Raw genomic sequence first — 14659 nt, 5'->3', positions numbered from 1 at the left:
ATCATCATTTGAGAAAGCAGCTTTTCCGAAGCTGCTCTTCAAAAGTAGGTCATGGATGGAGCATGTCAAAAATGCGAGCGTTACAGGATGTGAAACAATCAGGGTTCGAGACGGCGTTGCTGGTAGATCCAGTCGACGATCTCGCCGTCGGGGGTGTAGCCGGATACGGTTTCGCGCAACAACTGGCGAACCCTCGAATAATCATCCTCATCAACAGCCGTCAACAAATTGGATAACCTGACCTTTAATACTTCCCAAGGCAGATGATCCTCATTGGCCGTCATAATCATCGGATGAGGTGTGGCCGCCACATTATCCCCGATCAACAACTCTTCGTAGAGCTTTTCACCAGGACGCAACCCGGTGAACTCGATGGATATATCCCCCTGGGGATTACGCTCGGATCGAATGCTCAACCCAGATAGGTGAATCATTTTTTCCGCCAGCTCGACGATCTTGACTGGCTCCCCCATATCCAACACGAATACATCACCGCCCTGCCCCATTGAGCCGGCTTGAATTACCAGCTGTGCGGCTTCTGGAATAGTCATGAAGTAGCGCGTGATTTTCGGGTGGGTGACCGTCAGCGGGCCACCCGATTTGATCTGACTGTGAAACAAAGGAATCACGGAGCCGGAAGATCCCAGCACGTTGCCAAAGCGCACCATGGTGAAACGAGTTTTGTTGACTCGGGATACCTTACCATTGTCACCAAACAAGACAGGGGCAATCTCACGGCTTAGTGCTTGCAGGATCAACTCGGCAAATCGCTTGGTGCTACCCATAACATTAGTAGGGCGTACTGCCTTATCGGTGGAGATCAACACGAAGCTGGAGACGCCTGCCTGCAACGCGGCCTGAGCAGTATTGAGCGTGCCAATCACATTGTTGAGCACGCCTTCGGCAATGTTGTGCTCGACCATTGGAACGTGCTTGTAAGCTGCCGAGTGGTACACCGTGTCCACACCCCAAGTCTTCATCACATCCAGAAGTTTGTCCCGATGCCGAATTGAACCCAGTATCGGCAGCAAACGGGTTGCAACTGACTCCCGACTGCTCCGTTGCTCCAATTCCGACAGGATGCTGTAGAGATTGAATTCACTGTGCTCGAACAACAAGAGCGTCGTCGGACCCAACGCGAAAATTTGCCGGCACAGCTCCGCACCGATCGATCCGCCTGCACCAGTGACCATCACAGTCTTGCCTGTGATACAGCGCTCAAGCAGTTCTGGTTGCGCGGGAACGGAATCGCGACCGAGCAAATCAGCAATATCTACTTCCTGAATGTCTTCGACTTTAACCCGTCCGCTGGCCAAATCAGTGAAATTCGGGACACTGCGTACGTGAAGCGGGAAGCCCTCCAGCAGATTGAGAATCTCCCGGCGACGAGCGCGAGTCGAGGAAGGTAGTGCCAACAATATTTCCTGGGCGCCTGTTTCGTCGATCATTTGCTGGATATGTTTGGGCTTGTACACCTGGAGGCCAGAGATGGAACGATCGGAAATACCGGGGTCGTCGTCGATAAATGCAACCGGACGCAATACCCGGCCCATTCGCAACGCGGCGACGAGCTGATTACCCGCGACGCCGGCGCCGTAGATCGCAACCTTGGTCAGACCATCGTCACGATTGGTAAAAGGGACATACTGAACGGCGGTAAACCAATCGCCCATGAAGTACTGCCGCATACACAGGCGCAGACCGCCGATAATGACGAGGCTCAACCACCAGTAATTGAATATGATCGAGCGAGGCACGACAGCCTGGTGGTTGCTGTACCAATAAACGACGAGCGCCAGGATCAGGGAGGACAGGCTGACGGCCTTGGTGATCGCAATCAGTGCGTCATTGCCGAAATACCGCATGACTGCACGATACATACCGAAACGGATAAAAAGAGGGATCGCTACGACTGGAGCGGTAAGGAACAGCCAAAAGTGCGTCTTCAACGGATTGAAAACATCATCAATTCCTAGCCGGACAACAAAAGCCAGCCAAAGCGCTGCCCAGACCAACACGATATCGGTGGTCACTTGGATCAACCGCTTTTGCCTTCTCGGCAAGCTCAGTAACAGCGCACGTATTTTGTCCATAAACCTCAACCGAATGGTTCTGTCCTTGCAACGACCTTTAAAACATTGGAAAAACGGGTCATACACCACCTGAAGGCCTCAGGTCTCAAGCACCCTGAAACGGCGCCTCCGATGCACCTGCATGGTACTTGATGGCGATTGCCAATAAAGGGATGTAAGCAATCAGTGTCGCCGAGGCCCCATCGATGTCCATGTAGATTACCGAGGCAGCCAGAGGCAGAAGCCAGCATACATTGATGAACAACACCCCCAGTGTGACCGGAAGATGCCTACCATAACGACGAGAAGCGTATTGATAGGCATGACTCCGATGAGCCTCGTAGACCTTATCGCCGCGCATGAGACGCCTGAGCAATGTGAAGGTGGCATCAACGATGAAAACTCCTAACAGGATAAGCCATACCCAAAACCATCGTTGATCTACATGCGCGGCCTGCAGCGAAAGCCCCCCGAGAACGATCCCGAGAAAGCCACTACCCGCATCGCCCATGAAAATCCTGGCCGGGGGGAAATTCCAAAATAAAAAACCGGTGACCGAAAACGCAAGCATCAAAGGCACCCACATCAAATGTGGCAGTTCGCCAAGGCAATACAGGAGACTGCACCCAAGGCAAGCGCAAATCGCCTGGACACTGGCAATGCCGTCAATGCCATCCATGAAATTGTACAGATTCAGCATCCAGACCAGATAAACAGCAGCGAGAACACTTCCGGCCCATGCAAAATTTACTGTGTGGCCAAAGATAACCATTTGCGGAAAGCCACCCAGCCAGAACACAACCCAAATAGCCGCGACAAAGTGTCCGAAAAGGCGCCACCTAGCCGCAATATGGCCATGATCATCCATAAAACCGATGATAGCCACCAGACCGCCCGCACCCAATAATGCGCATAAAACCGGCAAGGAAATCGCTGATTGCAAACTCATCACACCTATCGCAATCAGAAAAACCACTACTATCGCCAAGCCGCCGCCTCTGGGTGTAGGCAGGGTATGAGAACTTCTGGCATTGGGAATATCCAGCAAGCTACGCGTTATCGCATATCGACGGATAACTGCAGTCATAGTGAAAGACGCAGCCACTGCTGCAAGAAACCACCAGAAACTCATGCTTGGACAGACTCCAGATATAGCTGCCATTAACGCCCTTGATTGCCGGGTCGATAATTGACCTGCACGCAAGGCAGAATTGATTTACCCCGGTGATCACGGCAGTCATCCTCGACAGGGCAATCACATTATGACCTTTACCTTCGTGCTGTGGCAGTTCATGCGTAGCGAAATTACTGCGACATACCTACCTTCTTGGTTCAAATGTGAGCAGTGAGTCGTCGCTCAAGGGTGAGTTATCACTCGATAAATACCGTTGTTTTAACTCTCTCGGGTGAAGCTACGCTGCGACGCTAGGTGACTCGAAGCGGCGTTCCGTTGCGGCTTCATAAGACAGTCGCATGCTGGTATGCTTCCACGGTTTCTTGGCAGCCAAGGTAAAAATCCTGGCGAGTGTTTCAGCATTGATACCCAATCAGACACAGCCAAGCCGATACTACTCTAAGCTGGCTCAACGCCAGCCTTGCTATACAAATATTAGCCAGTTCGGGTGAACCTACTTTGAACCTAAACCAAAACGAATAAATCGGATCCCTGCTAATCAGGCAACAAACGGATGGTCGCCCTCCCTCACCGGACGGCGCCCTGTGAGGAATAAGCAATTTGGCCCTCGAGCCTCGGATAAAATATTGTGTTCATTGCTTTTTTTAAAGAGATATTCCAATACAAATTAGTGCTAAAACAACTAATTTGGCAACAACTGACCATTCGCTACAGACGAACCGCGCTCGGATTTTTCTGGACATTGCTGAATCCGCTGCTCACCATGATAGTAACGTCCGTCGTTTTTTCGATGATCATGCGATGGCCTCTTAAAACATTTGCAATTTTTCTGTTCTCCGGCCTGGTTCCATTCACGTTGTTCTCCAACTGTATTGGACAAGGGATGCAAGCGTTGTTAAACAACGAATCCCTTATAAAGAAAATACATATCCCCAAGCAAATTTTTGTAATTTCCATATCCGTCAGCCTGCTGGTAGACGCAATATTCAGCACCATCTGCCTGTTTATTATCGCACTTGCCATTGGCGCCCCGTTTACCGCCTCGCTGTTTATTCTGCCTATAAACTTCCTGCTCCTGTTCTGTTTTGCCGTGGGCCTGACACTAGCCTTGAGCATTGCTACCGTTTCATTCCGAGACCTGCCTAATATCGTCGGCGTGATTCTCCAGGCTCTTTATTACCTGACCCCGATCATATACCCACTCACATTTGTGCCCGAAGCGTACAAGTGGATATTCGCTCTAAACCCGTTGACGCTATTTGTCGAAATTTTCCGACTACCGATTTACGAAGGCAATATCGCATCACTCGATGTCTACGCAAAAGTAATCGCACTCGCACTTCTCAGCATGGCTTTTGGTGTTTACACATTCAAAAAACATGATCGATTCATAGTATTCAAGTTGTGATCGATATGAATTCAAATATCTCGATAAAAAACCTAAATCTGAACTTCCGTCTGTATCACGACAAAGGTCAGTCGTTAAAAGAATTTTTTGCCGGCCTGCTGAAACGCCGCGGAAAAGTAAAGTACACGGAGTTCCGCGCCCTCAAGGATCTCAACCTGGAGATCACTCACGGAGATAGAATCGGCATCGTAGGCCATAACGGCGCAGGCAAGAGCACGTTGCTTAAAGCGATATGCGGGATCTATCATCCGACCGAAGGTAGCGTGACTGTCAATGGTCGAATTGCTCCCCTGCTAGAAATTGGAGCAGGCTTCAACGTGGAGCTGAGCGGTAGAGACAACATCTACCTAAACGGCGCGATTCTGGGCTACAGCACATCCATGCTGAAGAAAATCGAGCCCGAAATCATCGAGTTTACTGGGCTCGCAGAGTTTATCGACACGCCGGTCAAGTACTATTCGACCGGTATGTACATGCGTTTGGCGTTTGCGATTGCCACAGCCGTCCATCCGGACATCCTTATTCTTGATGAACTGTTTGCCGGTGGCGACGCAGAGTTTATCGATAAGGCTTTGTTGCGAATGCATGAATTTATTGACAGCTCCAGCATCATGGTGTTTGTTTCCCACCAGCCGGATCTATTGAAAAAACTATGCAACAGAGTTATCTGGATTGACCATGGCAGCATTGTCGAAGACGGCCTTCCAGAAGTAGTTATAAACAAATATTTAAGCAAACACGCGGGGTGATATGATGGCCGTTCAACTTTTTGTTCCTAATTTCAGAGTAGATGAATGCCTTGAGGGCATCCGTGAGTGCCTTGAAAAGGGCTGGACTGGCCTGGGTTTCAAGACTGTCGAGTTTGAGGAATCCTGGAAAGCTTACACCGGTCTGCCGCACGCACACTTCCTCAGTTCAAACACTGTGGGCCTGCACTTGGCATTCCACATGATGAAGACAAAGTACGGCTGGGGAGATGACGCCGAAGTCATTACGACTCCACTGACCTTCGTCTCCACCAACCATGCGATTGTTCAGGCTGAACTGACCCCTGTTTTTGCTGACGTCGATGAATATCTTTGCCTCGACCCTGTGGATGTGGAGCGCAAGATTACCGACAAAACCAAGGCCCTTATCTTCGTAGGCATTGGCGGTAACATCGGTCAATACGCTAAAGTGCTCAAGCTGTGTAAAGATCGCGGGATCAAGGTCGTTCTGGATGCCGCCCACATGGCCGGCACACGTGTAGACGGCAAGCACGTCGGACACGATGCAGACGTAACTGTATTCAGTTTCCAGGCTGTCAAAAACCTTGCTACCGCCGACTCCGGAATGATCTGCTTCGCAGATGCAGAGGATGACGCACGCGCCCGCAAGCTTTGCTGGTTGGGGATTAACAAGGACACCTTCGCCCGCACTGTGAGCCAAGGCGCCTACAAATGGATGTACGACGTTGAAGAACTGGGTTTCAAATACCACGGCAACTCCGTCATGGCGGCAATCGGCCTGGTATCGCTGAAGTATCTTGATCGCGACAACGCCTACCGTCGTCAGTTGGCCAAATGGTACGAAGAAGCTTTGGCAGGTGATGAACTCATCCGCGCAGTCCAGATTGCGCCTGGGTGCGAATCTTCCCGCCACCTGTACCAGGTCCGAGTAGACAAGCGAGATGAAGTCCTGATGGCTCTTAACGAGTACGAGATTCACCCAGGCGTTCACTACCGCGACAACACTGAATATAAACTTTATGCATCTGGCGCGGGCACCTGCCCTGTTGCCCACGAAATCAATAAAGAACTGATTTCGCTACCAATGCATATGGGCGTGACCCAACAGGATGTGCAGTTTATCGCTGAGAAGCTGAAAACCGTCGTACGCATAGGGAACTGATTATGAATCTGCGCTGCAAGTACTCCCCCCTCTTCCGCGTTGCGGTAACCGGGGCAACTGGTTATTTGGGTCTAAAACTACTGGAGGCTTTTGACGCCTCTGACTTTTTAGATACTGATTTCAGTTGTGTACCTGCAGGCGCAGTAATAATCCACCTTGCGGCAAACATGCAGAACAGCCGGGAAGCGCTCGCTGAGAATATGCTGATCGATACTCACGTATTGGAGCAAGTCAACGAAAAGCATCGCGGCTTGATATTTGCCTCAACCAACAATGTTTATCCTTTTGCGCTGAACTGCAAGACCTCGGACAACCTGAGATGTAACGACTATTACTCAGCCGCTAAAATTTTCGCCGAAAAGCTCTTTGATGACTGCATCAAACTCCCCTTCGTTTCAATTCGAATAGCAGATGTCTTTGGTGTAGGGCAAAAGCACGGAAACTTCTTCAGAGCCATAGAACAAAGCATCCGTACAAATAACAGTCTGTCACTCTTCGGAGCAGGCTCAAAGAGACGAACCTATATTCATGCCACTGAATTGGTTTTGTTTCTAAAATGGATTGCCGTTGACGGATTTGACCTTGCTACTGCAAAGAGAGCATTGAACGTTGGGTATTCGGATTCAGCGAGCGTTCTCGAAATTGTGACGAAAGTCGCTGAGCACTCCAAGCTCGATGTCATTTTCAAAAGTATTGAAAATGACCGTTCTCATTTCGATATAAGAACCATGCAGACTTCGTTCCTGAGCGGTTACACCCCGAAATGGAGCTCTTTTCAAGAGGCGCTCACTGACTATGTCGAAGAAATTAATTTATAGGTTATAGAAACTCATGAACATCTTGATTACCGGCGCAGGCTCAGTGATGGGGCAAAGCATTTATAAAGCTTTGGCCTACCATGATTTTGGTGCCCCTTTGAATATTCATTTCGCCAACAGCGATGAGCTGGGTGCAGGTCGCTTTTTCGCCCTGCCATCCGCCCCAGTAGTAAAAACCCCTATCTTCCCACTGGCAGCGGCCCCAGAGTACCACTCACACCTGCGCCAGTACGTCAAAGATCATGACATCGATATCGTTTTCTCTGGAACGCAGCACGAGCTCTCGGCTGTTGCACTATTTCGAGATGAAACACTGAAGGCTGCTACACTTTCCTCGAAAATTGCCGGCATTTGCATGGACAAGGTAGTGACTTCCGAAGTTTTGAGCCAACACGGCGTCCGAGTTCCTCAGACAAGTGAGCTGACTGACTATCTGGAATCCGCCAGCATTGCAGGCCCGGTTATCATCAAACCAAACCACAGTTCTTCATCTCGCAGCATTTATAAAGCAAATAACCTGAGCGACGCTAAAAAGCTTGTGTCGGAAGAAAACATCAAGTCTGAGGCCTTCCTCGTACAAGAAATGCTCACGGGCGACGAGTACACGTGCGGCTGCTATGTCGACCGCTATACTAAAGAAATAAACCACATTGTCTTCAAACGCACGCTTACTCCTGATGGTGCCACTTCTTACGGCGAAATAGTCGTCAATGATCAAATTTCCGAGTACCTGAGTCAGATCGGCCAGTCGCTAATTAAAGAGGGATTGGATTTCGGACATTTCAACGTGCAATTGATCATGACCGAGTCCGGCCCTGTACTGTTCGAAATTAATGGCCGACTTAGCTCAACAGAGGCCTCTAAGGCCCACTACGGCTACAACTCATGCGCGGCATTCGTTTACAACGTCGTGATGCAACAGCCATTTGAAGACTGGAACATTGCAAAATCCGGACGCTTCCTCCGTTACTACGAAGAGTTGTATTTTAAATAAAATGAAATGCCTCCAGCTCCCCCTGCCTGTTCGCAAAACACCTGTATTCATCATTGCAGACGTGCACGCAAACCTGCCCGCACTTGTAGCTGTATTGAATTCGATACCGGCCGGAGCAGACATTTTGTGCGCCGGCGACCTGCTAGGTTACTACACAGAGCCAAATGAAGTATGCAGATTGCTGATAGAACGCAAAGTACATTGCATAAAGGGAAACCACGACAAGTATGTACTTGGGGAGCTGGAGTATCCGCAGAGCCGGGAGTCCAAGTATCGAATTCAACAGACCAGAGACGCCCTTCATCTTGAAAACCTTGAGTGGGTCGCGTCACTTCCGGATGCTATTGATGTCACATTCACATTGAACTCCGATGACGGGCCGCAAACGATCTGTCGTTTGAAAATCGCCCACGGAAGCCCCAATAACGCCGAAGAGTACATATACAAGAATACCGATATCGAATTTTCCTGGCCTGACCAAACTGAATATCTTGTGCTGGGACACACTCACCATCCCATGCAGAGAGCACTGGATTCGGGCATCATTATCAATCCAGGTTCCGTTGGCCAAGCTCGAGATCGGATCCCGGGAGCTTGCTATGCCGCTTTCAATCCTGTCGTGAAAAAAGTGGAGTTTTTTAGAGCAAAATATGATATTGAGAGCTATCAGAAAAAGCTACGAGACCACTGTATTCAGGATGCCATGATTGAGATACTTTCGCGGACATCGTAATTCTCTGAAATACGCTTATCATCAAACTTTCAGCTCTTTAGCTTTCCTGTTACTCCAGAAAGCCCATCCCTTACGCCCCGAATCATCATTTTGACGCAGGCCATTCGAGACTCTGAAAAAAGACCAAAAAAAACAAGAGCTCTCAAGCAACGAGCAATATCAGCAAGTTTCCACTTGAGAGGCATGTAGGCTCGACGCTGAAGCAATACACTGTTTCTAAACATATAGTAATAGCGAAACGGTGAATGGTACGGGACCGTTCTCCATCTCAAGAACCAGAATCTGACTCTATGATCACCCAACGAATGGAGCATCACCGCATCCGCTACACCAAACAGTTTATAACCCTGAGAAGTTGCACGAAAACACCACTCGGTATCGACGTGATCAATAAATAGACTGGCATCCACCCCTCCGACATCATCCAAAACAGACATTGGAATGACGGATCCAGATGAAATCAGAAAATCGGCCTCGATGGGACCCTGCCCCTGGATGTAGTGCGTACGACTAAAGCCAAACAGCCCCACCCGTACAAAACTTGATAGAACACCTGCCTGTGCATCCTTATAGCATGGTGCAACCGCTCCCACGCGCACACCCTGCCCCTCCAGTTGCGCAGCGGTCCGTAGCAGCTTATCGATCATTCCCTGCTCAGGGCAACTGTCCTGATCAAACAAGGCGACATACTTACTTTTCTTTTTTCCAGCGAATTCAATGCCTACGTTCTGAGCGTGGCCAATACCAAAGTTGTCATCCAAAACAATAACATCAAGGTTTTTCATTGCCGCCTTAAACTCACTGAACAAACCCGCTGCACCAGGAGTCGCATTATCCACAATGACAATATTATCTGCCTGCTCAGCCAACACAGAAAGCAGGGTTGCCAGATGATCGTAATCTGGATGATAGGTAATTATTACAGCACAAACCGGCAATTCTGGAATACTCATAAATTACTCAAAAAAATGCTTAATTGCTTTAAAAATCAGCGCAGGCGCTTGGAAATCTTTCTGATGAAAACTGCGAACACCGAGCGAATTCCTCCGGATGCATAAAGCCTACGTAGACGCAGCCAAAAACTCAGAGGAGATCCTTTGTTGGCATAACGCTTGCGGACAAGCACTCGATCCGGTGAAACTGTAATCTTATGAAAACGCTCTATCAAGGGTTCGACCAAAATATCCCAACGATAACTTGCCGAATTACGGATAACTTGTTCGCTATACGCCTGCCTTACCATACGATCCCTGCTAATTACCTCAACGGCAGAAACCCAGCCTTCTACATCCTCATAATCAACCGCAATACCCATACCTTCAGTTAGAAGGGAATCGCCAAAAACATCACCCTTGGTTGCGATAATCGGCAATCCGCACCAAATATAATCCAGCATTCGCGTGCGAAAAGAAAAACGAGTTTCAGGATTATTATAGTGAGCGCTTATTCCGGCATCGGCATCCAACAGAAAATTATGGCGATCGCTGTAATCTACCCATCCAAAATTGAAATGTACCAAGTCTCCATTCACACCAAGTCGCGTCGCCAACTCAACGGCTTGAGTACACATATCGGGCTGGGCTATTCCAGGATTAGGATGTTTTACTCCGATAAATACCAAATGGACGCGCGTACCTTTTAGAGCCAATTGGTGAATTGCCCTAATGGGCGTCAGCGGGTCAAACCACTGATACAGCCCCCCTCCCCACACAAGTACGACATCATCATCAGGAATATTGAACGCCTCACGAATCGCTGGGCGGGTTGCTACAGGACGCTCAATGGCCAATCCGAACGGTAGCAATGAAATGAGGTCAGACAAATTTGCATGACTAGCGATAGGCCAACGATGCGCATTTATTCGACCCGCTACGGTCAGCGCCCCAAGCCAAAAGTCTCGCTGCTTTTCACTTGCACACAAGAAATGATCAGCAAAAACGAGCTGTTCATGAAGAACCTCAGAAAGAAAATTACTTGTGTATCCCCTGATATCAATATCGTCTTTGCTTGAAGCCTGATGATATTCCAAGGGGACAGGGCAATAGAGATCGGCAACAAGAACACCCGGTATTTTTTTCAGAAATGGATTCGCCCTAAGTGCATCCCCCTGAAAAATTACTATATCAACCGTCTGAGCATCACGCTGAAATTTAGGGTCCGCAAAAACATATCGTTCAAAAGGAAGATCGACATTAAAATCAATCTCCGGAGCGCAGAGCTTTACGTGTAAGCTTTCAGAAAGAGCCTTAGCTAACTCTACGCACCTGATAGCCGGCCCGGCCATTTTCGACCCGACCACATCATTACAGACGATTAATACACTCTTCCTCAGCACATTCATTAGCTTTTATATATAGAGAAAACGGCAATCAACACAAACAGCATAAAAAACCTTCTCACATTAAGTCTACGTAGTAGCGACTTAAATTTTCTGAAAAAAATCATCACCAGCATCGGTACCACGGGGGCAGTGGCCAACGACTTCTTCGCATGATAAAAGTTATGCACATAATATTGTTTTACATAATAAAAACGAAACGCAGTGGCCGAATCGTAAGGCATACTGGAAACCAGACCCTCAAAAGATTCGCGCCAGGCAGGAATAATTGCCTCATGAGAATATGTAGCCTTTACAAACTTGAAAGCCTCATGTGAAATTTTTTCATGTAAGGATTTGTTATCTATAAGCTTTTTAATCGCTGCCACCCAATCACCTGGCTTATTTGCCACCAACAAGCCAGAAATCTCATGTTGGACACTGCCTATAAAGGGATTGGTATTACTGTAAACAGCAGGGATCTTACATCCCCCATACTCTCTGAATTTATTATTGGTCTTGGAGGCATTGAATACGCTCTCCATCAATGGCGCCAAGCCAACCGTCCAGCCTCTAGAAACTTTTAATTCCAAAAATGTAGCGTAGTCTGACGAACCCGGGAACCACTGAACATTATTCATTTCCCGTAATTTATCGGATACCCCCCCAATAAACTCAAAACGAACATCCGGCCGATCTTTGCCCATTTGGGCGACAACATCTTCGAGCAATTCAAATTCTTCTTTTTTATAGCCTCCAGCATAACCAACTGCTGCTCCTACGGATGGCTCAAACGCGGGCGCCTCTATGCTCTCAACAAGATCGACATCAAAAGGTACAGGTAGCAACTCACACTTTACCGAGGGAAATCTCCGAGTAATAAAGTCAGCCAGCATTGGACTATGAGTAATTATGAACTCTGCACCTTGAACAAAGGCATCCAGGGATGCCACTACATCTGCAGACTGATAGTAACGCGCGAGTTCAGAAGTACCTGTAATCTTCCAAAAATTATCGTCCAGATAATAGATATAAGGCACGCCATTTTTTTTAAGATAATCAGGCACCCACACATATCTTGGATCACAAGAGCGACAAAATATATTTAAGCCATTTACCAGTGCTCGCCAATTAATGGACCCCAACTGTCTGGTATGACAGTTTTCAGTGCCCACCATATCGCCCAGAAAGCGGGAAATGATTCGCGCGGTGGAAATATCACCCTCAATCCAAAAATTTATCGACTTGATAGACATAAACGGTCCATAACATTAGAGATTTATCTACAGAGCAGGCTATTTAGCGTGCACCGCTTATTGTGTAACGGGCCAAATGACCAATCATCTTCATGCGGGACCTCACAACCTACAACGCTTTGACGTGATTGATCATGAAAAACTCCGCAGTACGTCGCAACGACGTCCCAACATTCATTACAGGTGTCCAGTTCAGTATTTCACGATTCTTGGCTATATCGACTTGAAGCGAACTACAGATACGACTGGCAACACTCTGCTTTCTAAGCATAGTACCTGCCAGTAAAATCAACCATTCGGGAATCGCAACCAGTCGCGCTTTTACACCCAGTGCGCCGGCCAGGCATTTGAGCAATTGAGTCGTAGACAAATCTGCACCGTCAGATACCAGAAATGTCTGGTTAGCGGCGGCTGGATGGTCGATGCAAGTAATGATCAAATCCAGAAGATTTTCGATCGAAACCAGGCTTCGCTGGTTATAAATCGAACCAAATGGTAGTGGGACACCTCGAGCAAGCCATTGCAACATGCTCAGAAAGTTCGCCTTGACTCCCGGCCCATAAATCAGCGGTGGTCGGATGATAACAACCTCCATATCCGTCTCAGCGGCTAATTTCTTCAAACCTTCTTCAGCCTCGAACTTCGAAATTGCATACGGATCAATAGGGCTTGGCACGTCATCGGCCTTGAACGGCCGCCCCTTCACAGTCGCCTCACCATTAACCTTGATCGTGCTGAGGAAGATGAAACGCTTTACCCCCGATTTGGCGGCATGCCTTGCTAGCTCTAGCGTTCCCGCCACATTAGCTTTTCTGTATTCGGCCAAAGCATCAGAAGCAGATTCCTTCATAACGTGGACTCGTGCTGCCGTATGGACGACAACACTCGCACCATGTAACTCAGGCAGCAATAAAGGCCCGCTCAAGTTGAAGTTCGTAACAGAACATAAGCCCTGACACCGTGTGACAGAGCGTGTTGCTGCGACAGGTACAAATCTTTTCCCCAACAACAAACGGAAGACCAGAGCCTCACCTACGAATCCCGTCGCACCAGTAACCAAAACTTTCTGAGCCGTCATTTGAGACCCGTTCCGATAACCGCAGTAATAAAGCAAACAAAAAAGAAGTAAAACTTATCCCGTAAACGTCGCCTGCACTGCCAAGCAGAAAGAGAAAGTATCAAAAGATGGGGGCGCCGTAACAGAAGCCATTTACGAACAAAAGGATGGCTTTCCAGCCCGACCAACTCGGTGATAAGACGCACTTGACTGAACCACCAACCAGACCGAATTTTTTTTAAGCGAGTAAACAGTTGATCAACGCCAGTATTTGCGCCTACCTGGTTATTATCGTGCTGACGATAGCTCATTGTAGGTACGGGATCGATATACCATGAATAGCCATGGCTACGCGCAAACGCGTAAAAAAACCAATCATGCAGGCTAACACTCTGCAGGCCTACCCATTTTTCAAGCATCTTAGCCTTCAGCGCGGTGAACAGCTTCTCGCTAAAAACGTAGGTACACCCAGGTCCCGCCGCCTCGAAGAGGAAGTCCCAAGCCACCTGATCTTGCGCCTTATCCAGCAACATTTTCTTCCCATTAGGCCAAAATGCTGTGACATTACTTGAGTAGGCGTCAACGCCACGACCTCTCAATACGTCGATCGATCGTCGTAGCTTGTCAGAATGCCAGACGTCGTCCTGATCTGAAAACGCAACGAACTCGTAATCATCAAGCGCAACGTCGCGGATCAAACGAAAGAAATTTCTTGCGGCGCCACCAAATGGACCAGCATCAGGAAGTAACTTGACCTGTGGGTACTTCGCAGATAATGCCGAACACCAGCCCTTGGTACCGTCATTAGAAGGGTCAATACTTATGTAAACAGTTAAATCGACACCTGACTGACGCAGGATAGATTCAAGCTGCTCCTCGATCCAACGCATTCCATTATAGGCTGCCAGTAATACTGCAATTTTCGGATATTTTACTGGCATGCCATTCCTGCTTGCACGGATCGAGCGCTTAATTGAAA

Annotated in this window: 13 protein-coding genes; 6 read left to right on the top strand and 7 right to left on the bottom strand. The window is 48.3% G+C overall.

The features are described from left to right. Positions 1 to 98: 98 nt before the first annotated feature. Positions 99 to 2093 (bottom strand): nucleoside-diphosphate sugar epimerase/dehydratase, encoded by a 1995-nt coding sequence (locus JFT86_RS15410; protein WP_201237318.1) that lies wholly within the window; start codon positions 2091 to 2093, stop codon positions 99 to 101. Between the two features lie 85 nt (positions 2094 to 2178). Then, a complete protein-coding gene (locus tag JFT86_RS15405) occupies positions 2179 to 3204 on the bottom strand; it encodes a glycosyltransferase family 4 protein (protein ID WP_201237317.1) in 1026 nt (341 codons plus the stop codon). 631 nt (positions 3205 to 3835) lie between these two features. Between JFT86_RS15405 and JFT86_RS15400 the strand changes: the two genes are divergently transcribed. From JFT86_RS15400 to JFT86_RS15375, 6 genes are read left to right on the top strand one after another with little or no spacing between them, the layout of a single operon-like run. Then, a complete protein-coding gene (locus JFT86_RS15400) occupies positions 3836 to 4615 on the top strand; it encodes an ABC transporter permease (RefSeq protein WP_201237316.1) in 780 nt (259 codons plus the stop codon). A gap of 5 nt (positions 4616 to 4620) precedes the next feature. Then, positions 4621 to 5364, top strand: coding sequence for an ABC transporter ATP-binding protein (locus JFT86_RS15395; RefSeq protein ID WP_201232334.1), 744 nt, complete (start codon positions 4621 to 4623; stop codon positions 5362 to 5364). A gap of 4 nt (positions 5365 to 5368) precedes the next feature. Then, the gene (locus JFT86_RS15390; RefSeq protein WP_201232335.1) at positions 5369 to 6505 is read left to right on the top strand and encodes a DegT/DnrJ/EryC1/StrS family aminotransferase; all 1137 of its coding nucleotides are present in this window, start codon (positions 5369 to 5371) and stop codon (positions 6503 to 6505) included. 2 nt (positions 6506 to 6507) lie between these two features. Continuing rightward, on the top strand, positions 6508 to 7323 hold the full coding sequence (locus JFT86_RS15385; protein WP_201237315.1) for an SDR family oxidoreductase: 816 nt from the start codon (positions 6508 to 6510) through the stop codon (positions 7321 to 7323). 13 nt (positions 7324 to 7336) lie between these two features. Further along, a complete protein-coding gene (locus JFT86_RS15380; protein ID WP_201232337.1) occupies positions 7337 to 8317 on the top strand; it encodes an ATP-grasp domain-containing protein in 981 nt (326 codons plus the stop codon). Beyond that, entirely contained in the window at positions 8265 to 9050 is a 786-nt protein-coding gene (locus JFT86_RS15375) for a metallophosphoesterase family protein (protein ID WP_201237314.1), read from the top strand. Before JFT86_RS15380 ends, JFT86_RS15375 begins: the two co-directional genes overlap by 53 nt. Positions 9051 to 9079: 29 nt before the next feature. Here JFT86_RS15375 and JFT86_RS15370 read toward each other — a convergent pair whose 3' ends face one another. From JFT86_RS15370 to JFT86_RS15350, 5 genes are all read right to left on the bottom strand, one after another. Further along, the gene (locus tag JFT86_RS15370; protein WP_201232339.1) at positions 9080 to 10003 is read right to left on the bottom strand and encodes a glycosyltransferase family 2 protein; all 924 of its coding nucleotides are present in this window, start codon (positions 10001 to 10003) and stop codon (positions 9080 to 9082) included. Positions 10004 to 10038: 35 nt separating this feature from the next. Continuing rightward, entirely contained in the window at positions 10039 to 11391 is a 1353-nt protein-coding gene (locus JFT86_RS15365; RefSeq protein ID WP_201232340.1) for a glycosyltransferase family 4 protein, read from the bottom strand. Next, positions 11391 to 12623, bottom strand: coding sequence for a hypothetical protein (locus JFT86_RS15360; protein ID WP_201237313.1), 1233 nt, complete (start codon positions 12621 to 12623; stop codon positions 11391 to 11393). Before JFT86_RS15360 ends, JFT86_RS15365 begins: the two co-directional genes overlap by 1 nt. 109 nt (positions 12624 to 12732) lie before the next feature. After that, on the bottom strand, positions 12733 to 13701 hold the full coding sequence (locus tag JFT86_RS15355) for an SDR family oxidoreductase (RefSeq protein WP_201232343.1): 969 nt from the start codon (positions 13699 to 13701) through the stop codon (positions 12733 to 12735). Further along, complete coding sequence (locus tag JFT86_RS15350) at positions 13698 to 14621, bottom strand: glycosyltransferase (RefSeq protein ID WP_201237312.1); 924 nt, start codon at positions 14619 to 14621, stop codon at positions 13698 to 13700. The genes JFT86_RS15355 and JFT86_RS15350 overlap by 4 nt, the downstream gene beginning before the upstream one ends. Positions 14622 to 14659 lie beyond the last annotated feature (38 nt).

The organism is Pseudomonas sp. TH06 (assembly GCF_016651305.1).
GTDB lineage: Bacteria > Pseudomonadota > Gammaproteobacteria > Pseudomonadales > Pseudomonadaceae > Aquipseudomonas.
This window is presented reverse-complemented; position numbering and strand designations above follow the sequence as displayed.